At 44.8% G+C, this 23285-nt stretch carries 18 protein-coding genes; 9 read left to right on the forward strand and 9 right to left on the reverse strand.

Features of this window, described 5'->3' with window-relative positions; all coding sequences use genetic code 11:
* Nucleotides 1-145 precede the first annotated feature (145 nt).
* Entirely contained in the window at nucleotides 146-2059 is a 1914-nt protein-coding gene (locus E7Z59_RS00320) for an ABC-F family ATP-binding cassette domain-containing protein (protein WP_136334298.1), read from the reverse strand.
* A gap of 65 nt (nucleotides 2060-2124) precedes the next feature.
* Here E7Z59_RS00320 and E7Z59_RS00325 point away from each other — a divergent pair, with 65 nt between their 5' ends.
* A complete protein-coding gene (locus tag E7Z59_RS00325; RefSeq protein WP_136334299.1) occupies nucleotides 2125-2508 on the forward strand; it encodes a DUF983 domain-containing protein in 384 nt (127 codons plus the stop codon).
* On the opposite strand, the gene E7Z59_RS00330 is transcribed toward E7Z59_RS00325, so the two are convergent.
* The 8 genes from E7Z59_RS00330 to E7Z59_RS00365 all read right to left on the reverse strand — a co-directional run bounded on the left by E7Z59_RS00330 (nucleotide 2505) and on the right by E7Z59_RS00365 (nucleotide 13228).
* A complete protein-coding gene (locus E7Z59_RS00330) occupies nucleotides 2505-3563 on the reverse strand; it encodes an NAD(P)/FAD-dependent oxidoreductase (protein WP_136334300.1) in 1059 nt (352 codons plus the stop codon). The genes E7Z59_RS00325 and E7Z59_RS00330 overlap by 4 nt on opposite strands.
* Nucleotides 3564-3942: 379 nt before the next feature.
* Nucleotides 3943-4830: a type IX secretion system ring subunit PorN/GldN gene (porN, locus tag E7Z59_RS00335; RefSeq protein WP_136334301.1), complete on the reverse strand. Its 888-nt coding sequence runs from the start codon at nucleotides 4828-4830 to the stop codon at nucleotides 3943-3945.
* A gap of 15 nt (nucleotides 4831-4845) precedes the next feature.
* Nucleotides 4846-6456, reverse strand: a complete 1611-nt coding sequence (gene porM, locus E7Z59_RS00340) for a type IX secretion system motor protein PorM/GldM (RefSeq protein ID WP_136334302.1) — start codon at nucleotides 6454-6456, stop codon at nucleotides 4846-4848.
* Nucleotides 6457-6490: 34 nt separating this feature from the next.
* Nucleotides 6491-7144: a type IX secretion system motor protein PorL/GldL gene (gene porL, locus E7Z59_RS00345; RefSeq protein WP_136334303.1), complete on the reverse strand. Its 654-nt coding sequence runs from the start codon at nucleotides 7142-7144 to the stop codon at nucleotides 6491-6493.
* Nucleotides 7145-7186: 42 nt separating this feature from the next.
* Nucleotides 7187-8542, reverse strand: coding sequence for a T9SS ring complex lipoprotein PorK/GldK (gene porK / locus E7Z59_RS00350; RefSeq protein ID WP_136334304.1), 1356 nt, complete (start codon nucleotides 8540-8542; stop codon nucleotides 7187-7189).
* 147 nt (nucleotides 8543-8689) lie between these two features.
* Nucleotides 8690-9847: a formimidoylglutamase gene (locus E7Z59_RS00355; protein ID WP_136334305.1), complete on the reverse strand. Its 1158-nt coding sequence runs from the start codon at nucleotides 9845-9847 to the stop codon at nucleotides 8690-8692.
* A 3-nt stretch (nucleotides 9848-9850) separates the two neighbouring features.
* Nucleotides 9851-12334 (reverse strand): type I DNA topoisomerase, encoded by a 2484-nt coding sequence (topA, locus tag E7Z59_RS00360; protein ID WP_136334306.1) that lies wholly within the window; start codon nucleotides 12332-12334, stop codon nucleotides 9851-9853.
* Between the two features lie 114 nt (nucleotides 12335-12448).
* Nucleotides 12449-13228 (reverse strand): hypothetical protein, encoded by a 780-nt coding sequence (locus E7Z59_RS00365; protein WP_136334307.1) that lies wholly within the window; start codon nucleotides 13226-13228, stop codon nucleotides 12449-12451.
* 622 nt (nucleotides 13229-13850) lie between these two features.
* On the opposite strand from E7Z59_RS00365, the gene E7Z59_RS00370 reads away from it, so the two are divergent.
* The 8 genes from E7Z59_RS00370 (at nucleotide 13851) to secG (ending at nucleotide 23167) form a co-directional block, all read left to right on the forward strand.
* On the forward strand, nucleotides 13851-15131 hold the full coding sequence (locus E7Z59_RS00370; protein ID WP_136334308.1) for a BspA family leucine-rich repeat surface protein: 1281 nt from the start codon (nucleotides 13851-13853) through the stop codon (nucleotides 15129-15131).
* 149 nt (nucleotides 15132-15280) lie between these two features.
* Nucleotides 15281-17074 carry a BspA family leucine-rich repeat surface protein gene (locus E7Z59_RS00375; RefSeq protein ID WP_136334309.1) on the forward strand — a complete coding sequence of 598 codons (1794 nt, stop codon included), beginning with the start codon at nucleotides 15281-15283 and terminating at the stop codon, nucleotides 17072-17074.
* Nucleotides 17075-17223: 149 nt separating this feature from the next.
* Nucleotides 17224-18321, forward strand: a complete 1098-nt coding sequence (locus E7Z59_RS00380) for a BspA family leucine-rich repeat surface protein (RefSeq protein ID WP_136334310.1) — start codon at nucleotides 17224-17226, stop codon at nucleotides 18319-18321.
* A gap of 261 nt (nucleotides 18322-18582) precedes the next feature.
* Entirely contained in the window at nucleotides 18583-20028 is a 1446-nt protein-coding gene (miaB, locus tag E7Z59_RS00385; RefSeq protein ID WP_136334311.1) for a tRNA (N6-isopentenyl adenosine(37)-C2)-methylthiotransferase MiaB, read from the forward strand.
* Between the two features lie 28 nt (nucleotides 20029-20056).
* On the forward strand, nucleotides 20057-21328 hold the full coding sequence (locus E7Z59_RS00390) for a sigma-54 interaction domain-containing protein (protein ID WP_136334312.1): 1272 nt from the start codon (nucleotides 20057-20059) through the stop codon (nucleotides 21326-21328).
* 35 nt (nucleotides 21329-21363) lie between these two features.
* Nucleotides 21364-21855: an LPS assembly lipoprotein LptE gene (gene lptE / locus E7Z59_RS00395; RefSeq protein ID WP_136334313.1), complete on the forward strand. Its 492-nt coding sequence runs from the start codon at nucleotides 21364-21366 to the stop codon at nucleotides 21853-21855.
* Between the two features lie 3 nt (nucleotides 21856-21858).
* Nucleotides 21859-22803 (forward strand): hypothetical protein, encoded by a 945-nt coding sequence (locus E7Z59_RS00400; RefSeq protein WP_136334314.1) that lies wholly within the window; start codon nucleotides 21859-21861, stop codon nucleotides 22801-22803.
* A gap of 4 nt (nucleotides 22804-22807) precedes the next feature.
* Nucleotides 22808-23167 carry a preprotein translocase subunit SecG gene (gene secG, locus E7Z59_RS00405; protein WP_136334315.1) on the forward strand — a complete coding sequence of 120 codons (360 nt, stop codon included), beginning with the start codon at nucleotides 22808-22810 and terminating at the stop codon, nucleotides 23165-23167.
* Nucleotides 23168-23285: the final 118 nt, after the last annotated feature.

Below are 23285 nucleotides of genomic sequence, written 5' to 3' on the forward strand. Positions count from 1 at the left end.
CGCAATGCAAAGCTATCTATATGACCGGCTTTAACAGGTTAAAACTTTCTTAAATATGCAAGGATGACGCAACTATTATGCAATCACCGTCAAATACCAAAGACACTGACCATCAACCAACTAACAACACTGATGTTGAAATTTATTATTCACCCAGCTCTTCACTGAGTAGAAACCATTGTTCGGTTACCTCTTCCTGCTCCTTTTTAAGCGCCTCATAAGCCCCAAAAAACTCGGTATTGGCAGCGAGCTCGTCGTAGTTCTCAGCAAGCTCTTTATCACGAGCCTTGATCTCCTTTTCCAACTGAGCCATTCTTGACTCGAGCTTGCTGATCTTATTTTTCAGAGCCTTCTGTTTTTTCTGATCCTCATAACTCAACTTAGCAGGTTCCCTGACAGCAGGCTTTTCCTGAGGTTTTTGCTCCTCCCCTTTTTCTATCTGCCTGAAATCGGCAGCCTTCCGCTCCTCGAGGTAATAATTGATATCTCCCAGGTATTCGCGAATATTCCCATCCTTGAATTCATAGACCAGATTGGTTAACCCCTGAAGAAAATCCCGGTCGTGAGACACCAGTAAAAGAGTACCTTCAAACTCCCTGAGCGCCTCTTTAAGTACGTTCTTCGATTTTATATCCAGGTGGTTGGTAGGCTCATCCATCACCAGAACATTAAAAGGCTCCAGCAGCATCTTACAAAGCGCCAGTCGATTGCGTTCTCCTCCCGAAAGTACTTTCACCTTTTTATCCACTTCATCACCCCGAAAAAGAAATGCTCCCAACATATCACGTACCTTGATCCTGTTGCCGTCGTTGGCGGCATCGAGCATGGTATCCAAAACCGTTTTATTACCATCAAGATATTCAGCCTGGTTCTGGGCAAAATATCCGATCTGTACATTATGCCCCAGTTTCATGACTCCCTCATGCTCCAGCTCTCCTATGATCATCTTGGCAAGGGTGGTTTTACCCTGGCCATTCTGCCCTACAAATGCCACCTTACTATCGCGCTCTACAAGCAGATCAATATCTTTTAACACCTCTTTTTTTCCATACGACTTCGATACTCCTTCTGCTTCCACCACTACTTTCCCCGGCCTCACTGAAACAGGAAAACGAACATTCATTACGGCATTATCTTCCTCATCAACCTCGATACGCTCTACACGTTCCAGTTTTTTAATGAGTGATTGTGCCATAGAGGCTTTAGAAGCCTTAGCCCTGAATTTCTCGATCAGTTTTTCTGTTTGCTGAATCTGCTTTTCCTGGTTCTTTTGTGCATTGAGCTGCAGTTGACGCATCTCCGAACGAAGTTCTAGGTATTCTGAGTAAGGCTTGTTGTAATCATAGATCTTACCTAAAGAGATCTCTATGGTACGATTGGTAACATTATCGAGGAACATTTTGTCGTGAGAAACAATAACCACAGCCCCTGAGTAGGATCTCAAAAAGTCTTCCAGCCAGATAATAGATTCAATATCCAGGTGGTTGGTAGGCTCATCCAGGAGCAGCACATCGTTATTTTGTAATAACAGCTTGGCCAGTTCGATACGCATACGCCACCCACCGGAGAAGGTGTCGGTAAGCTTCTCAAAATCGCTGCGTTTAAATCCAAGTCCCTGTAATACCCTTTCGGTATTTCCACGGTAATTATACCCTCCCAACACTTCGTACTGATGGGTATTATCACTAAGCTCTACCATTAAATCGTGATACCCTTCACTTTCATAGTCGGTACGTTCGGCAAGGGCAGCGTTGATCTCCTCCATACGAAACTCAAGCTTTCTGATCTCTTCAAAAGCCTTATATGATTCTTCGAGTACCGTAAATCCCTGTTCAAAATCTATATCCTGCTTCAGAAACCCGATCCTTACATCCTTATCGGTTGCCAGGGTACCCTCATCGGGCTGCACCTCCCCGGAAAGCAATTTCAGCATGGTGGATTTCCCGGCACCATTTTTTCCGATCAATCCAACCCGATCGCCCGGACTCAGTTTGAAGGATACTTGCTCGAATAGGTATTCTCCTCCGAAGGAGATGGATAAATTATGTACGTTCAACATATTTTGTGACCAAGGTTACATCGCGCTTATACGGAAAGCGCTAATTTTATGGAAAATTTCTGCAAATGTTAAAAAAAGGAAGTAAACTATACAGCATTTTAACAGGAACTTGCCCCCGTTGCCATCAGGAGTCAATGTATACTTACAAAAACCCCTATTTACTTTCACGAACCCTGAAAATGAATGAGACATGCTCGCACTGCGGCACCAAATACAAAATTGAACCTTCCTTTTTTTATGGCGCCATGTATGTGAGTTATGCGGTAGGAATTGCGTTTGCGGTGGCTGCCTTTGTTATTTCTTTCTTATTTCTTGGCTCAAGCCTTAAAACAGCCTTCATCAGCATCGTGGTGACCATGATCGTTTTTATGCCGGTCATTATGCGCCTGGCCCGAAACATATGGATCAATTTCTTTATGAGCTACGACCCAAAGGCAGGCAAGCATTAATTATTTTTCAGCCAACGTTTTTTAAACCGTTCGATATTGGTTTCTACAGGGACGGGCTCCCCGTTTTCTATGGACTGATATAACAGGGGAGCCACCCAGGGAGCGATCATCACTCCGCGACTGCCCAGACCATTCAGGATATGTAATCCCTTGTTCTCAGGGTGAGTCCCCAGTAAAGGTCGCCTGTCGGCAACGGTGGGGCGTATGCCCGCCTGGTGGTTGACCACCTTGTAGGGGAGTTTCAGAAAACGCTCCAGTTTCTCAAGCAGTTCTACACGACATTCTTCTGTAGGTTCATTGGTCTTATCCTTCCATTTATAAGTAGCTCCCACCTTATAACGGTGCCCGCCCAAAGGAAGCAGGAAAACTGATGACTTTAGAATGAAATCTACATCAAGTCCGGGGATCTCAACCTCCAGCACCTCACCCTTGGTGCCATTCAAAGGAAGGTAATTGAAATACGGGTTGTGTTTAATACCGTATCCTTCACAAAATACCACATGTTTAACAGGAATGTCTTTGTAGCGCAAATCGGAATCAACCCATTCCAGCCCATGGTAATCGAAAGCCTCTCGTTTTAACAGCCCCTCCTTCTCTAATAAAGCCATATAGGATTCCTGCAAACGTCTTGTATTCACCCATCCGGTATGCAACACCTCTCCGAAACCATGAGGCGCCTCAACACCCTGTAAATTCATATGATGCAAGGAGGTGTTCATATAAGGCTCCAGGAGGGGATTGTCGGCTGCATGAAACCATTCATTCTGCTCCTCAACGGAGACGAATCTTCGAAAGAGACGCAGTTTGGTATCAACGGTAACACCCAGTTTTTCTTCCAACCCTTTGTAATAGGCATCCAGGTGCCCCAATTGTTCACCCGCACGCCATACGGGAGTAAATCGTTTCAGAATAACGGGATTATACATACCCCCCGCAACATGGGAAGACACCTGGGAGCGATCATCATAAACCACAAAGCTTTTTCCCTGCTTTCTAAGCTCTTCACAAAAGGCGATCCCCGCGAGTCCGCAACCAACAATGATGTAATCTGTCATGATACAAAAGTAGGGAAAGTTAGGGGTTATAAAGTTATACGGTTATGCGGTTATGCGGTTATGCGGTTATGCGGGTTAAGATATCCTAAGTCAGGTGAATGCATCGTGCCGCTAAAGCATTGGAGGTAAATTCAGGAGATCGCCACGACACGCCCTGCGTGTCTAACCACCCCGGCCTTCGGCCACCCCTCCTTTTTAAGGAGGGAGTATAATTGGATTCCAAAAAGATCTGCAGTACCAGAAGGGATTCAGGATGATTCGGGATGTCACCACAACCTGCTCTGCAGGTTTCGCAAAGACGACTGATTAAAAACAAAAAAACCGCCCGGAAGTACCGGGCGGTTTTTGTTATGATATGTTTTGAATTGGATCTACAGAACTAGTAACTCCACATGTCTTGCTCCTTGTCGCGAATATTCTCTTTGATTCGCTGAGCTTCAAGCAGCTGGAATAAGGCGTTATCTGAAATATATTCGTTGATCTCGCGGTCTTCCTGAACGTTCTCTTCCTTATAGATATAGGCATTGAACCTTCTTGCGTTAAGCAATTGATCAAAGGAGATAGGACGTGAAGAATTCTTATTGTTGAATGCTTTAGCTTCATGGAGAATATCCCTTACAGATGGGAACCATACCCAAAACAATTCAACCAGGTCAGGATTATCACTGTCAATAAAGTTCACATCGGGAGCAACAGGTGCAATTCCCAGTAAACGATACTTCAGTTCTCCCTGGCGCTTATCGAAATACCACACACCTTTAATTCTCCACTCCTCGATCTCGGCAGCGGTCAGGTCACGACGGTTAATATACTCAGGAGAGATCTGCTCTCCGGCATTCAACTGGTCGTAACCCAAGTCGGTGGTATCTACCTTAGCAAGGGTAGCTTCGAGATCTTTCAGGGTACGCTTCTCCGTAAAATAAGAATCAGCATACAGATCAATCTCGCCTCTCTTGGCGTACTTCATCAGCACGTCGTATAACGATCTTCTGTCTTTCCCGATACCAACGGTATCGATAGGATAATAGAAGGGAAAGTTTACTCTTTCGTCAAGATCTATCCGTTCCCAGATAGTTTTTGACCAAAGGATATCACGGTCATCCACATAACCGTAAGGAAGCGGCTCATCGTTATCGGCCTCTTTCTGGGCCTCTGATTTTACCCCAACCATTTCCGGCGTGGTGGCGTTAAGCAGATTTGCCTGCGCCATTGCCGACCCTGAAATAAACAGGGCTGAGATTGTTACTAAAATTCCTTTCCAATTCATAAACATAAGTCTTTATTAGTTTGTTAACTCCACAACAACCGGAGAAACCTTCTTAAGTTTATACGATCTGTTGTTGGTAATATAGGCTTCAATATCAAAGATCTGAACAGCTTCTCCTCTATCAGCTCGCTTAAGAGCCGCTTTTGCACGTCCGTCCAGCTTGTTACCGTTAACCTGCACGGTTGGCTGCCCCGGAACTTTAAATTTAAATCCGCTTACGGCGATATTCAGGTCAAAGTCAAAGTCTTCAAGCATGGCTCCGATGGTGGAGATCTCCAGGTTGGCACGTGGCATCTTGATCTCTCCGAACTCTCCACGAACGGTTCCCGAAGGTCTTGGAATATCCTTGATACGGAACTCGGTAGACGATCCTACACGATCTCCTGTTGGAAGCACTCCGCTTGCAGTGATCTTCACCGTACGTCCTGTTCCGGGCTTCATGGCATATTTACTACCCGAAACTCTTGAAAGACCGGGAGCACTGGCATTTACCTTATTGTCAGGAATTCCAGGGATAGAAATGGTTAGTGGGTTGGTAACTCCCCGATAAACCACATTCATCTTATCGGCAGAAATAACAGCTCCGTTCGGCTTGCTGATGGTAGCGAAGGTCTGACTTACAGGAACTTCGATCTCTTGACCATCTTCCTTAAAGATCAGGGTTCCCTCCAGGGTGTGATCTCCGGGACGTCCGGCATTTACCATCATTTTCACCTGGCCATTCTCAAACTTGTAATCCTCCCCTTCTTTCAGTTCTCTTCCGTCAAGGGTGAGCTCAGCTCTGTCAGGTACGGTAGTAGCATCTACACGTCCAAGAACGATAGCTCCATCAAATTCCTCTCCTGAATAATAAGCTGATTTTGGGGTTTCTAACAAGGTAGAATAATTGCTGTAAGAAACATCAGAAGCCATCTGACCTGCCACCATAGAAGAAAGTATATCTTCCTGGGTAGTTTTGATGTCAGACTGAAGGTTGGTTAGCTTGGTCAGCGATGCGATCAAGGGGAACCCTTCATAATGATAGTTCAACCAAGGCTGCATCTTCTGATCACTTTTACGCTCAACCTCACCGTTCTCATCTCCTGTATAGAAACGATCTGAGATCGTTGCCAATAAAGATTCTTTTTGAGTCGCGTTGATCAGGGTGTCAGGAATACTCTTTACAGTAGTAAGAGCCTGCTCTCTGTATTCATTAATATAGTCAACGAACTTCTTCCCTTCCTGAGAGTAGTTATCTCCCTGGAAAAACATCTGATCAAGCTCATCAGCTTTGTCCATCACCTCATAGTTTCCGCTCTCGAGATCATCCGGATCAACTCTTTCGGTGATCTTGGTTTTAATCCCGTCTATGTAGGCATAGAACTCATCAGACATAGAGTTCACTCCGTTGTATTCTTCTAACATTCCGGCATACTTTTCAGGCTGGTCAGCAGCTTTCTGCTTAAGTCCTTCATAGGCCATCAGGTTATTTTGGGTCGCTTTCGTATTTGAAGCCTCCAGCTTTTCGTTCAATAGTCCGAAAGCCGAAAGTACTTCTTTACTCATGTTTAACGCCAGCATTGCGATGAAAACCAGGTACATTAGGTTGATCATCTTCTGACGTGGTGATAAATTTCCTCCTGCCATAACTAATTAGATTTTTAGGGTTAAGGGTTACTAATTAGCTCTTGTTCATTGCAGAAAGCATTCCACCATAAACTCCGTTCAGAGAAGACAAGTTGCTGGCAAGGGCCTGCATCTGATCTTTAAGGGCATCAGCATTCTGAGCCACTTCTTCCTGGATGGTTGCCTGGCGGTTAGCGCTTTCCAATTGTACTTTATAAAGGCTGTTTAGAGATTCCATTTGAGCAGCGGCCAAAGAAAGTTCTTCACTGTACTTCTTGGTAGAAGTCATAGCCTCTGCAGTTGGAGAAATGCTCTTGGCGGCACCTTCAAAATTCTTGATACTCTCACCAAGACTGGCCATCAACTGAGCATCTACCTTGGCTTCTTTAAGCATGTCATCCAGTTTCTTAGAAAGAAGACCTTCTGCTTCTTTAGCTTCAGCAGCTTCGTTCTGTCTAACACCGGTTGATTGACCTCCTGCCAATTCAGGATATACCAACGACCAGTCCAGATCATCATCTACAGGTTCAAACGCTGAGATAGCGAAAATAGCAGCCTCAGTAATAAGACCGAAGGCAAGTAATACTCCTCCGTCTACGGGACCGAATTCCCAGTGAAGGATCTTGAATAACGCACCGAGAATTACAACCGATGCACCCAGCCCGTAGGCCATGTTAAAAAGTTTCTTAGTTGATTTTGATTGTGCCATAGTTACTAATTTTTAGATAAGTTAAGTTATTAAGTTGGCGGTTTAGTTTTGGGTCGCTTCTGTACCCATGTAGTCCTGAACTGTCCTGAAGCCGATATAGCTTCTGGCCGAATCCTGGTACTCGTAATCTCTGGTACTTACCTGAAGAAAGTACGCTACGTCCTTCCACGAACCACCTCTAATAACTCTTCGTTTATTTTCACCATCATAGGTGTTCGGGTTCATGGTTGAAACATATTCATAAGAATTGGGGTCATAAGATGAATTGGTCCATTCTGACACATTTCCTGCCATGTTGTACAGGTTATAGTCATTAGGATCATATGATTTGGCCTCTACAGTATACAGGGCCTGGTCGGCTGCATAATCTCCTCGCAGTGGCTTAAAGTTAGCCATAAAACAACCTCTGTCGTTCAGGATGTAAGGTCCTCCCCAGGGATAGGTCCCTGACTCGATACCTCCACGGGCAGCATATTCCCATTCAGCCTCTGTTGGCAGTCTGAACTGGTTAACCGGTTGTTTTCCTTTACCTTTATTAAAGTCATTCTTGTACTTGGATCTCCAGGCACAAAATGCCTTGGCCTGGTGCCATGTTACGCCAACCACAGGGTACTCACTGTAAGCTTCGCTCCAGAAGTAATCATTGTGCATGGGCTCGTTATAAGAATAGCTGAAATCCTTGATCCATACCGTAGTATCAGGGTACACAAGGGTTTCTTCCTTACGGATGAAATCCTTACGGTCTCCCTGACCTTTAGCCCGGGCAGCCGCCTGAATATCCATCCAATTATAGGCGTATTTTAGTTTTGTTACATCAATGGATCTGCGACCGTTATAGGCCTCCTCTTCCGGAATGTACATAGAATCCATTACCTCAGCATAGTACTGATCAGGATATCTGCTGGTATTCCAAACCAGATCAACATCTTTATTAAGTCTTCTTCCACGATAACCTTCCTCGTCAAAACTCTCGTAGTTGAAGAGCATATATTTTTCGTATTCTGATAGGTTGGTGGTATCAGCGTCTTTAAAAGCGTACTCACCAATACCGCCGTTGCCTGGAACTTCTCCCAGCTCCTCAGCGAAAATAGCAAGTCGGGTACGTACGATAGAGTCTTTTACCCATTCCACGAACTGGCGATACTCGCTATTCGTGATCTCAGTTTCGTCCATGTAGAACGAACGAACGGTAACTGTTTTGGTTGGAGCGTTTAAAACGTTGGCTACATCGTCATCGGATTTACCCATAATAAAGGATCCACCGGGTACCAGTGACATGCCGTAAGGCTTCTCAGGATGCCAGCTTTTTCCGCGAACACCAACTAGTTCTCCTCTGTCATTTGACCCACAACTGGCCAATAGTAATGAAACAGACGCTAATAGAAATAGCTTTTTCATATGCATATACGAGGTTAAATTACATTCATAAATTCAGGATGGTAAACCTATCCAATAAATTCCAAAAAAACAATATTGCCATAGTTTTTGTTGTCAAACGCTTACAAAACACTGTGTAAAATATCTTACACGTTATTTTTAAGCACATTACACCAACATCTTCTTGCAGGCTTTCCACCACCGTTCGGGCACAACGCCCTCACTGGCACGCAGATATTCTTCCTGCGTACAAGGTAATAACGTTTGTCTTTCAACATTATTATACGGATCATCATTTTTAGGAACCTCTATCCACCAACGTCCGGAAATATTGCTTTTAAAGAAATGGATATCAAAATCGTCTATAGGTACGATATATTTCGTGAAGTTTTCTATCGATGCGAATGGATAATCATTTTTACGAATATTCACCCCTTCTATAAAATACCATATCAGTTGAGCTGCCAGCTGAGCTCCCTGAGGGCTGGCCTCACATTCAAAAAGACCAAAGGCACTCAGCTTATCACTAATACCTGCATAACGGGCTATGGCACAGATCTCCCTCCCGTCAAATCCGTTCGGGTTACAATGCGGCAAAGAACCAAGATCGGCAGCCCTTACTGCAGTAAGGTCAACACTCACCAAATCGGCATCTCTGAACACAGGTTCTACCACGGTTACATCAGCAATAACCTCTCCTAAACGGTAGGCGTCAAAAAACAACCGATCCATCAGGTCGATCTCTTCCTGCGCATTGCAATAGGTCTGAAAACCAATATTGGAAAAATTAAAGAGATTGTTAGGGGGGTTAACGATGATCTTACTTAAATAGGACTCTGAAGAGATCAGGTCTTCTGCCTCCCCGAAATCAAACTTACTGTCAACCGACACCAGGTTTACCATCTGCTCCATATCGTCATAGGCGCGGTACATGGCATAGGTTAAATCCTGGCTTCCACCGATAACCACCGGAAGGATGTGCTGCTTCAATAAGGTTGAAACGATATTCGAAAGGGCAAAATAAGTATCCTCTACCGTCTCGCCGGGATGAATATCCCCCAGGTCGACCACTTTATGCGCCCAATTCCCCATAAATAATTGGTAGAATTGTTTTCTGAATTCCTTGATCTTGAGATGATCGTGTTTTTGCACCTTGGCATTCCTGAATTCATTGACCCCGATAATCGCCATTTTAACGCCTTCGAGATCTGGCAGTCCATCCTTTTCTGAATGGATCTCTATGCTGTTCCCAATAGCCTGAGAAGGCAGCAGTTCATTGTGGGCAAGGACCACACTCTCTACAGGAGAGAGAAAGTCGGTGTTCATAGGTTATTTTTTAGCGTTGGTTTTTTTGGTCTTCTTTTTTGCAGGGGCTTTTTTCTCTAACAAGGCTTTGGCCTCTTCAAGGGTTACCTTGGTAGCATCTACATCTTTCGACAACTCTACCTTGACCTTTCCCTTAATAATATTGGAGCGGCCCCATCGGGCTTTTTCGATCCTGATACCTTCATCATCCCAACTCTGAATGAGCTTATCTCTTTCTTTCTGCAGCTTATCCTCGATCAGCGTCTCAATATCCTGCTGACTCAGGTTATCAAAATCATATTTCTTATTCACATTAATGAACATCCCATCCCATTTAATAAAAGGACCAAAACGCCCCTTACCCTTGGTAACGTCTTTTCCTTTATACGCCGCGATGGGCGCATCAGCCTTTTGCTTTTCTTTGATCAGTTCAGCAGCTCTTTTCATGTCTACAGAAAAAACATCTTCACCTTTGGCCAGAGACACAAAAGATTTACCAAATCGCACATAGGGCCCGAAGCGTCCTACGTTCACCTCAACCTCCTGACCTTCATAAACTCCTAATTTTTTAGGAAGCTTAAACAGATCGAGAGCCTCTTCAAAGGTGATACTGTCTATAGACTGATCTGGAAGAAGGCTGGCAAACTTCGGCTTTTCTTCTTCTTCTGAAGTACCGATTTGCGCCATGGGACCGAAACGACCAAGACGCACACTTAACTGACGTCCCGTCTCAGGGTCTGTACCCAGAACACGCTCGCCGCTTTCGCGCTCGGCATTTTCTTCAACATCTTTTACATTAGGATGAAAGTCTTTATAAAACTCTTTCATCATCTGGGTCCAGTCTTCCTCTCCGGAAGCAATATTATCAAAACTTTCCTCTACTCTTGCGGTAAAATTATAATCAAGAATACCCGAAAAGTGATTTACCAGGAAGTCATTTACAATGGAACCTATATCGGTTGGCACCAGCTTTCCTTTATCTGAACCCACCATTTCAGTAAGCTCCTTATCCTTAAGCTCACCCTTGAGCAGCACCAACTCCTTGTATGTACGCTCCTCCCCGTCAACAGTTCCACGCTCTACATAACCCCTGTTCTGAATAGTAGAAATAGTAGGTGCATAGGTGGACGGTCGGCCGATACCTAATTCTTCAAGTTTCTTCACCAAAGACGCCTCGGTATAACGATATGGCGGTCGGGTAAATCGCTGGGTAGCCGTAATGGCCTTATCCAATACTTTCTGCCCTTCCTTAAGAGGTGGCAGCATACCACTTTGTTCTTCATCCTCATCATCAGTACCTTCGAGGTACACCTTCAGGAATCCTTCAAACTTTAGCACCTCTCCATTAGCCTGGAATAACTCCTGATGCGAATCTGCCTCGATTTTTACATTGGTACGCTCTAAACGGGCATCACTCATCTGTGAGGCAAGAGTACGCTTCCATATCAGCTCATAAAGGCGCGCCTGGTCTCTTTCTATCTGAACCGTGTGCCTGCTCATATCGGTTGGGCGTATGGCCTCGTGCGCTTCCTGGGCTCCTTTTGATTTACTGCTGTAATTTTTAGGGTTACTATACTCATCGCCATAATAATCCCTGATTTCTTTCTCTGCTGCGCTGATAGCTTCAGGCGAAAGGTTCACACTATCGGTTCTCATATAAGTGATGAGTCCGGCCTCATACAGCCGTTGTGCCATGTTCATGGTCTTGGCAACCGAGAAATACAGCTTTCTGGAAGCCTCCTGCTGCAAGGTGGATGTTGTAAAGGGCGGGGCAGGTGATTTCTTGGCAGGCTTGGTATCCAGAGACGCCACCTTAAAACCTGCACCTATATTCTTTTTCAGAAAAGACCTGGCCTCTTCTTCGGTAGCAAAGGTTTTTCCGAGTTTTGCTTTAAATGACTTTCCGTCTTCCGTGCTGAAAACAGCAGTTACACGAAAAGAGTCCTCAGGCGTAAATTCCCTGATCTCACGTTCACGCTCTACGATGAGACGCACAGCAACAGACTGCACCCTACCGGCCGAAAGACCGGTTTTTATCTTTTTCCAGAGCACGGGAGATAATTCGTAACCCACCAGACGATCCAGTACCCGCCTTGCCTGCTGCGCATTGACCAGGTTGTAATCTATAGTTCTCGGATTATCTATAGCCCGTTGGATCGCACTCTTGGTAATAGAATTAAATACGATCCTCCTGGTTTTATCCTTATTCAATTTAAGCTCCTCTGCAAGGTGCCAGGCAATAGCTTCTCCCTCCCGGTCTTCATCACTGGCCAGCCATACAATTTCAGCTTTCTTAGCCAGGTCTTTTAATTTCTTTACAACCGATTTCTTATCGGAAGAGACAACATACTTCGGCTTAAAATCCTTTTCGACATTCACCCCTAACTCCCTGGCCGGAAGATCTGCAATATGACCAAAACTGGATTCAACCTGATAGTCTTTCCCTAAAAATTTTTCTATGGTTTTCGCTTTGGCAGGCGACTCCACTATTACCAAATTCTTTGCCATAAGCTCCTTGTTATTGAGTTTACAAAAGTATACAGATTTTTTAATATCCTCCTGTACACCTTCTCCGCAATTGCGATCCGCACCTCTCGGAAGGTCACAATTTTCGGGCGATCTTTACACGTTAGTACCAATATTTATCCCGGGCTCTCCACCCTCATCACCTCCTGATACAACACCCTTATATATATTGTATATCGTCATATAAACAAAAGCAGATGTAAACAACACCCCTACTCCGCAGGCCAGAAATCCCACCATTTGCGCGATCAGGGAAGAAAGAATGATGAGCACAAAGCTAACAATCCAGGTCTTATTTCCTAATCTGAATGCAGCCCTTACTATTTGTCCGGCACTGAAATCAGGATGAAAAGCAAATACCGCTGCAAAGAAATAGATAGGCACACTTACATAGATCACCGGAAGCACACACATCGCGGTTGCCAATAGAGCGATCAACATGGCAATGAGTGAAAGCAGAAAGGTTTTCCCAAGGTACCTCCCTTTTAAAAAGGTAAAAAGAATACCTGCTTTGACTTCCTCCCCTTTCTCCGCAGCAGCAAACAATCGGTACAGACCCGCCTGCAAAGCCATGACGATAGCCTGAACAAAGATCATGACCACAAGGAACAATAGGGTCATAGAAATGATGGATATGGCCGGCATCGACTCAATAACATCAGCCGGATCATACCCCTGGGCATCGAAGATGGCCGCCCCCAGTATCGGAAAATAAATGATAAGCAAGGCCGGCGCCACCAGGATAAAACTTAACAGCACATAAAGAAATCCGTGCAACCATGTTTTTTTATACAATTCGAAAGCATTGCCGAGTACATCGCCCAGATCCGGTATTTTGCCGGCATCGAGCCTTTGAAGAAGTTGTTCGTAAGTCATTTTAGTTGGATTAGTTGAAGTAAATGTAGAGATAAAATTTGAGTTCGAGGGACGAGCCTGCCTGCCGCAGGCAGGTTTGAGTTTGAGTTTGAGTTTGAGTACCGCGTCACCCCGGGTGCTTGCCCAGCAATTGTATCGAGATGGAGGGTGAGGCTTGAGGGTGAGACTCGGGGGTGAAGGAAAATCTTATGATCTGGAATTTACCCCTTTACCAGTTTGCCTCCCTGGCTGGCGGCACGCAGGTTTACCCCTTTTCTTCTTCGCCTTCCCCATGTTAAGGGAGGCCCGAGGGTTAACAAAAACAACCAGCAGCTGTTCTTAGCGTGGGGGCATCCCGATGGCTATGGGGAGGCGTGCAGGCAGCGCTGATGAAAGGAGTATTCCTAAACGGGCAAGCTGATTAATGCATACAGAACACCTCCACAACACCCTGCCCTGCGGCTCATACTCACGGTCAAATCACAGACTACCTGCTATTTATTTACTATATTTAATAGGTTATATCTACAGTAATAATGCATTTTAAAAACACTTCTGGACCCTGCCAAAACCTAATTTTACAAATTGTTCCCTCTAACATAATACTCCCCTGGCCTACAAGTAAATTTTAATATCAAACCGGATGAATCTTAAATTTAAAGCTTATCAGTTCGTCTGCCTACTCATAATAACAACGCTTACGAGCTGCAATAAAGAGGAAGAGGATATAAATTACAAAGATGCCTGCGCTAATAATCTGATTAGTGGTTGCAGCAAAAATGCTGTTTATCTTGACGATAATGGAGTTACCCTAAAAGCCTACGATTGGGCCGAACCCGGATTTACCGGCACCATTCAGGGAAAAACATATACTGTCGTGAATCGCTATCAATTGGAAACACTAATCAGAAACGGAGCCAATCTGGACCTGGCGGTTACCACCAAGATTACAGACATGAGCTATCTCCTTAAAGATGCATGGACCTTTAATGGTGATATAGGATCCTGGGATGTAAGCAACGTCAAAAATATGGAAGGAATGTTTAATAAGGCATACGCTTTTGACCAGGACCTCAACTATTGGAACGTGAGCAGTGTAACCAATATGAATAGTATGTTTTCTAAAGCCACCAGCTTTAATGGCGACATCGGGAGTTGGAATGTTTCGAATGTGGAAACGATGCGCGGCATGTTTAGCGAAGCAGAAAGTTTTAATCAGGATCTCAATTTCTGGGTTGTGGAGAACGTTACAGATATGAGCTGGATGTTCGATCAAGCGACCGCTTTCAACGGAAACATCAGTAATTGGAAAGTTGCCAAGGTTAGAAATATGGAATTCATGTTCAGATGGTGCGAACATTTTAACGCTGACATATCCGAGTGGGATGTAAGCACCGTAACCAACATGGAGGGAATGTTTTATGGATCTGTATTTAACCAAAACATTGGTGACTGGGATGTATCGAAGGTGACAAATCTGAAAGGAATGTTTGCCGACGCAACATTATTCAACGCCGATATTGGCAACTGGAACGTATCAAACGTATACCAAATTAGTGCAATGTTTAAGAACGCATCATCCTTTAACCAAGACATCAGCAAATGGCAGCTTGAAAAAACAGAGAATCTTTCATTCCTATTTTCGGGCGCAACCACCTTTAACCAAGACATAAGCAACTGGAACATAAGCCATGTAACATCCATACGGAATATGTTTCAAAATGCCAGCAATTTCAACCAATCTCTTGAATCATGGAACGTATCCAACACAACCAATATGGCCCAAATGTTCGAAGGGGCTATTTCTTTTAACCAGGATCTCAGCAACTGGGATGTGATTAAGGTTGATTTTTGCCCTTTATTCAGTAACAACACTCCTAATTGGACCCTGCCAAAACCCAATTTCACGAATTGCACGCCTTAAGGGAGGCAGGTAGACGGGTAAGCGGGCAAACACCCCTAAACCCCCTGTCACCTTTGCACCCCTGTAACTCCTGCAATTCTTGATATTTCCACTTTCTTTTTGTTATTTATTTTCTATATATTTACAGGAAAAACCTAACAATCAACATTGTGAAGATCCATTTCACCCTCCCCCTGTGCCTGCTTATGCTATCGGCATCCTGTAAAAAAGACGAAATCCCATCCTACTCCCTTAGAGTAACCGCAGAACAAGGCGGGGTAGCCACCCCTGCCGAAAAAGTGTTTACCGAGGGGCAACAGGCCACCATCAGTGCCACCCCTGATGAGTTTTACCAATTCTCCAAATGGTCGGGCGATGTTACCGGCAGCAACAATCCCTTTTCGTTTAAAATGGACGGCAACAAAACCGTCCGCGCCCATTTCACCAAGCTCGACAGCGACGGTGACGGGGTTACCGACGATATCGACCTGTGTACCTCCTCAGCTCCTGGAGTCGAAGTCGATGCCAATGGGTGCTCTGCTTCTCAAAAGGACAGTGATAATGACGGGATAACAGACGATAAGGACATCTGCCCGGAATCGCCCCAGGGCGAAACCGCAGATGAGAACGGATGCGCCCCATCTCAAAAGGACAGTGACGGAGATGGCATCTCTGACGACCTGGACCAATGTAATGACACCCAGCCGGGAGATACCATTGATGAGAACGGGTGTGTGTTACAACCCGTTTACCTGGATACCAACGGGGTCACTGTTAAAGCCAGGGATTGGGCACAGGCAGGCGACACCGGCATGATCAATAACATTGTTTATACTGTAGTTGATGAAACCACCTTGAGAGATATGGCTGCCAATGATGCCGATGTACGTCATGTGGTTACGACCATGATCACCGACATGAGTCAGTTATTTCAAGGTAATATCGATTTTAACCAGGATATCGGTAGTTGGGATGTAAGCAATGTCAACATGATGGTCGAAATGTTTAGGGGAGCCAGCAGTTTTAATCAGGACCTGGCCTTCTGGGATGTCAGCCAGGTGGTTAACATGGCAGGCATGTTCTTTGACGCTACGGCTTTCAATGGAGACGTCAGCACCTGGAACGTTGGTAAAGTAACCGATATGACAGCCATGTTTTCCGGAACCAAAAATTTCAATAAAGATCTGAGTAATTGGGATGTCGGAGAGGTCACTTACATGGCCCATATGTTTTCAGGAAACACCGTATTTAACAGCGACATCAGCAAATGGAATGTAAGTAAGGTCATCAGTATGGCCCTAATGTTTTCAGGGAATCACGCCTTCAACAGCGATATCAGCAATTGGGACGTCAGCAATGTGAAGGCCATGAGTTTCATGTTTTCCTTTTGCACAGCATTCAACCAGGATCTTTCATCCTGGGATGTAGGCATGGTTACGACCATGCGCTCCATGTTTGCCAAAGCGAGCAATTTCAACTCCCCGCTTAATACCTGGAACGTAAGCAACGTTCAAGATATGAGGGATATGTTTCAAGGCGCTACCAGCTTTAACCAGGATCTCTCCCAGTGGGATGTGAGCCAGGTAACCGACATGCAATTCATGTTTGACGGCGCCAGATTCTTCAACAGTGACCTAAGCAACTGGAATGTAAGCAACGTTACCGACATGCAAAACATGTTTGGCGGGTGTGAATACTTTAATGGTGATCTCAGCAATTGGGATGTCAGCAAGGTAACCAACATGAAGGCTATGTTTGCTAATAACTATGCTTTCAACCAGGATCTCAGCAATTGGAATGTAAGTAGCGTTAACAATATGCAGGCCATGTTCTTTAGTGCGAAAAACTTTAATCAGGACCTCAGTAACTGGGACGTCTCCAGAGTAGACAATTGCAGTGCCTTTGCTTTTGACACAGGGAACTGGACACTTCCTAAGCCCAATTTCGCGCTTTGCGTGCCTTAAGTGGGGTGTGGTGAATTGTGGGTTGTAAGTGTTGAGTCGATGAGAGAACCCAAAAAAATAACAATCTCAATAGCAGTGAATATTTAATGTTCTTTAACGGAATTCATCTTTCAATAAAGAAAGACCACACTTAATCAATTCCAACAGTTATGAAAGTCAATACCTGTATCACCCTCTTATTTGTTCTGTTATTTACAGGATGTACAAAGGAGGAAACCCAAAACAAGGAAGAAGAAATCGCAAACAATCCTGTTTACCTCGATACCAACGGGGTTACTGTAAAGGCAAGGGATTGGGCAAAACCCGGGGATACAGGAGAGATCAACGGGGTTACCTATACCGTTGTGGATGAATCTACCCTCAGAACCATGGTTGCCCATCATGAGGATGTAACCACATTAGCTACCACCTTAGTCACGAATATGAGTAATTTATTCAAAGACAAAGATACTTTTGAGCAAGACATCAGCAACTGGGATGTGAGCAACGTAACCAATATGGATTACATGTTTTTCAATGCAGACATCTTCAACCAACCGCTTAACAATTGGGATGTAAGTAAGGTAACCAGCATGAAGCAAATGTTCAGAGGAGACTATTTATTCAACCAAAACCTGAACAGCTGGGACGTGAGCAGTGTTACGAATATGGAGGGAATGTTCTGGAATGCCGCCTCCTTTAATGGAGATATCAGTTCATGGGATGTAGGTAATGTGTCCGATATGGCCGTCATGTTTGACGCTGCCAGAAGTTTCACAGGAGATCTCAGCAAATGGAACGTGAGTTCTGTAACCCGTATGACCCTGATGTTCTATTCTGCAGATTCGTTTAACGGCGACCTCAATAATTGGGACGTAAGTAACGTGACCAATATGAACAGTATGTTTTCCTATTGCCCGATGTTTAACGGGAACATCAGCAACTGGAATGTGAGCCAGGTTGTTGATATGGCAGGTATGTTTGCCTATGCCTATGAGTTCAACAGGGATATCAGCGAATGGGATGTTAGTAATGTTATTTTAATGCCCGGCATGTTCCACTCTGCATACCGCTTCAACCAGGACATCAGCTCCTGGAATGTATCCATGGTTGATGACATGGCAGGTATGTTTACTGAAGCATACGATTTTAACCAGAACATAAGCAATTGGATGGTAGAAAGCGTAACCAAATGCGCCTACTTCTCTCTGAATGCCTCCAGCTGGACCCTGCCCAAACCAGATTTTACCAATTGCGATCCGTTTTAACAGAAAGATCTTCTCCACTGTCTTTTCGTGAAGAAGCCCCCACCTTTGCATAGCGTACTGATTAAATTTCGGGAGATTGCCTCGTCCCGCAAGAGCATCGGAGGTGAATTCGGGAGATTGCCACAGGCCTTCAAGAAGGCCTTCGCGAAGACACAACCTCGTAACCTCGTAACTCCGTAACCTCGCAACTTATTTTTCCTGCCAATTTGTCACTGCTCCACAATAAATTTTATCTTTGCAGTCTAATTGAACTTACGGGTTATGGAGAAGATCATAGATGAGAACAAGCAGGGCGATTCGCTGGTGCTTGATCAGAAGAAGGACAACACACGAAAATTATACATAGAAAGCTACGGCTGTCAGATGAACTTTTCTGATAGTGAGATCGTTGCCTCTATCCTTGCCAAAGAAGGATTTAATACCACCCAGCAAATGGAAGAGGCCGACTTGGTACTGGTAAACACCTGTTCTATCAGGGAGAAGGCAGAACAAACCGTTCGAAAGCGACTGGAGGCCTTTAATGCCGTTAAGCGCATCAATCCTAAAATGAAGGTGGGAGTTCTGGGCTGTATGGCCGAACGTCTTAAGAGTAAATTCCTGGAAGAAGAAAAGATCGTCGACATGGTGGTGGGGCCTGATGCCTATAAGGACCTGCCTAATCTGGTTGCCGAGGTTGATGAAGGGCGTGATGCCGTTAATGTGATCCTTTCTAAGGAAGAGACCTATGGAGACGTTGCTCCGGTGCGTCTGAACAGCAACGGAGTAAGTGCTTTTGTATCCATCACCAGGGGGTGCGACAATATGTGCACCTTTTGCGTGGTACCTTTTACCCGCGGTCGTGAAAGGAGCCGTGACCCACAAAGTATCATTGAAGAGATCAACGACCTGTGGAACAGAGGTTTTAAGGAAGTTACGCTGTTGGGGCAGAATGTAGACAGTTATCTCTGGTACGGAGGCGGACTTAAAAAAGACTTTGCCAAAGCCAGTGAAATGCAAAAAGCCACCGCAATCAATTTCGCAGGCCTGCTGGATATGGTAGCCCAGGCGCAGCCTAAAATGCGTTTTCGTTTTTCCACTTCCAATCCACAGGATATGACCCTCGATGTGATCGAGGCCATGGCCGAACATAAGAATATCTGTAAATACATCCACCTGCCGGTTCAAAGCGGAAGCAACCGTATTTTGAATGCCATGAACAGGCTTCATACACGGGAGGAATACTTTGAGCTGATCGACAACATCAGAAAGATCATTCCCGATTGCGCCATTTCTCAGGATATGATCGCCGGATTCCCTACAGAGACCGAAGAAGATCACCAGGATACCCTGTCTCTGATGGAATACGTGAAATATGATTTCGGGTTCATGTTCGCTTATTCAGAACGCCCCGGAACCCTGGCAGAAAGAAAGATGGAAGACGACGTTCCACAGGATGTCAAAAAGAGACGTCTTACAGAGATCATTAACCTGCAGCAAAAACACAGTCTTTACCGCACCCAACAGCATCTTGGCAAGGTAGAAGAGGTACTTATTGAAGGCCCCTCCAAAAAATCTGACGCTCACTGGATGGGCAGAAACACCCAGAACACCGTAGTTGTATTCCCCAAGGAAAACTACAAGGTGGGCGACTTTGTAAATGTAAAGATCAACGATTGTACCTCTGCCACCCTTATCGGGGAGGCCGTGGGATACAGCGACAACAACTAAATTCTATTAACCCCGGCAAAATATAACCATGGAATCTGTACAGGCCATCAAACAACGCTTTGGTATTATCGGAAACGACATTAAACTGAACCGTGCCATTGAAAAGGCCATTCAGGTGGCTCCGACAGACATCTCCGTTCTGGTAACAGGAGAAAGTGGTGTTGGTAAAGAATCAATCCCTAAGATCATTCATGCCCTCTCACACAGAAAACACGGAAAATTCATAGCCGTGAACTGCGGTGCCATTCCTGAGGGCACCATAGATTCGGAACTTTTCGGACACGAAAAAGGAGCCTTTACCGGTGCCACCCAAACCAGAAGCGGATATTTTGAAGAGGCTGATGGGGGAACGATCTTTCTCGACGAGGTGGGAGAGCTGCCCTTAACTACCCAGGTAAGGCTATTGAGGGTATTGGAAAACGGTGAGTTCTTAAAAGTCGGATCTTCTAAGGTACAGAAAACCAATGTACGCATCGTAGCAGCCACCAACATCAATATGTTCGAGGCCATTAAAAAAGAGAAGTTCAGAGAAGATCTTTACTACCGTTTAAGCACTGTGGAGATCCACCTTCCTCCCCTGAGGGATCGCAAGGAGGACATTCACCTGCTTTTCAGAAAATTTGCGGCAGATTTTGCCCAGAAATACAAGATGCCTACCATCAGACTGGAGGATGATGCTGTACGAATGCTCAACGCTTACCGATGGCCCGGCAATATACGTCAGCTAAGAAATGTAGCAGAACAAATATCCGTTCTCGAACAGCAAAGAGGCATCAAAACCTCTACCCTTTCAGGCTATCTTCCTAATGCAGGAAATAATCTGCCGGCAGTGATCAGCCACGAGAAAAAAGACACCGACTTCAGCAGTGAACGAGAGATCCTGTACAAGGTGCTCTTTGACATGAAGAGCGACCTCAATGACCTTAAGAAACTTACGATGGAGCTCATGAAGGAGGGCAATAAGGAGAAGGTGCAACGCGACAATGAAACCCTGATCAAAAAGATCTATGGTGATGAAGATGTTGTAGACTACACTGAGGATGAACCTTCTGACCTTGCCATACTCGAACTCGATCAACCCCGGGAAGATGTCTCTGCACCCGCCCCGATCACCCAGGAAGACAAGTATCATTTTGCCGAAGAGATCCAAGAAGAAGAAACCCTTTCTTTGCAAGACAAGGAACTGGAACTTATTAAAAAAGCCCTGGATCGCAATAAAGGAAAGCGAAAGGCAGCTGCTAACGAACTGGGCATTTCAGAGCGTACCCTTTATCGCAAGATCAAGCAGTACGATTTATAATTTTTTTCGTTCTTTTGAACCTTATCCTGACCTTCATGAAAAGATTTTTTTGTTTATTTATCTGCTGTGTAATGCTAAGTGGCTGCGGTGTATATGACTTCACAGGAGTCAATACCACTGCAGAGAGCTACCAGGTGAATTTTTTCCAAAACAACGCCCCCATTGTTGAACCCGGCCTTGACATCCTGTTTACCAACACCCTGCAGGACCTGATCCTGAATCAGACCAACCTGCAACTGGTAACCGACAATGGCGACCTCATTTATGAAGGTGAGATCACCGAATACCGGATAGCCCCGATGTCGGCAACCGCCGACCAGCGTGCTGCACAGAACAGGCTCACCATTGGGGTAAGGGTACGATTTACCAACACAGACAATGAAGAAGAAAACTTTGAACGTACGTTCTCGTTCTTCTACGATTACCCGGCCAGCACTCAGCTGGTAACGGTCAGAGATGCTGCTTATGAAGAGATCTTTGAGCGTATTACACAGGATATTTTTAACGCCTCCTTGGCTAATTGGTAAACTATGAACGTTTCAAGGTTTTCATTTTTATTACACAAACCGGAGAAAGTAACGGCAGATCACGCCAGGGAGTTCCAGGAGGTGATCAATGAATATCCGTATTTTCAACCCGCCCGGGCCCTGCAATTAAAAGCCCTGAAACAAGACAAAAGCATTCAGTATAACAACAGCCTCAAGGTGGCAGCAGCCTATACCTGCGATCGGTCTATCCTTTTTGAATTTATTACCTCCAAGGAATTTATTCAGAATCAGGTAGCCAACAGGATCATGCAGTCGGCAACGGGAATGACAGTTGAACAACTGGAGGTGGAAGACCAGGAAGAGGTGATCGTAAAAGACAATAAAACCGCTTTCGACTTCAACCACGTCGATTCAGAAACGGTGATGGACCCGGAGCTGTTTCAACCTAAAGACCCCATTCGCACTTCTTCAGACGCAAAACCAAAGGCGGATGAAGATGAAGAAGAACCGAAAACGCCGGAAGCAACATTAAAACTGGGGCAGCCCCTTGATTTTGATCGATCAGAGACACATTCGTTCAGTGAATGGCTGCGCCTGTCAGGTAAACTCAGCCCGGTAGACCGGAAACCCGAAGAGGAAATAGTTTCACCAACCACACCCCTTCCATCAGAAGAAAAGCAGGAGGAAAAACAAGAACAGGCATCCGGCCTGAAAAGCAAACTTGACCTCATAGACAAGTTTATAGAAAACAACCCTAAGATCTCTCCGATCAAAAAAGACGGTCCGTCAGAAAGCCTCATCAAAGAAGAAGAAGCACCTCGTTCTGTCCTTATGACAGAAACCCTGGCGCGGGTATACCTTGAGCAGAAGAAATACAAGAAGGCCATTCAGGCTTATAAAATATTAAGTTTGAAATATCCGGAAAAAAGTATTTTATTTGCAGACCAAATTCAAGCGATTAAGAAATTAAGAGATAGTAATAAATAACGATATGAGTACTTTTAATATTTTCATGGTTCTGATCATTATTGTGGCGTTCCTGTTGGTGTTGGTGATTATGGTTCAAAACCCAAAAGGAGGAGGACTTTCTTCTTCATTTGGAGGCGGAGGCAACCAGGTTGTTGGTGGAGTAAAGAAAACAGGTGATTTTCTTGATAAAAGTACCTGGACCCTGGCTACCATTTTGGTAGTGCTGATCCTGCTTTCAAACATCACCCTTGTTTCTAATAACGGGATTGGAAGCGACTCTAAGCTTCTGGAAGATTCACAGATCGAAACCACCGTTCCTGAAACAGTTCCAACTGAAACTCCTGCCACCACTACAGGTGAAGATACTACAGGAGCAGAATAATATAGGTTACAACAATAGCAAAAATGCCAGCTTGTCAGAAAGCTGGCATTTTTTTTTGCATTTTGTCAGGCCTTGAGCATTGGCATAGTTTCTGCCTCTTAGGAGGAAGTGAATTTTA

Origin of the sequence: Robertkochia marina, from assembly GCF_004799345.1 — a bacterium.
Classification (GTDB): domain Bacteria; phylum Bacteroidota; class Bacteroidia; order Flavobacteriales; family Flavobacteriaceae; genus Robertkochia; species Robertkochia marina.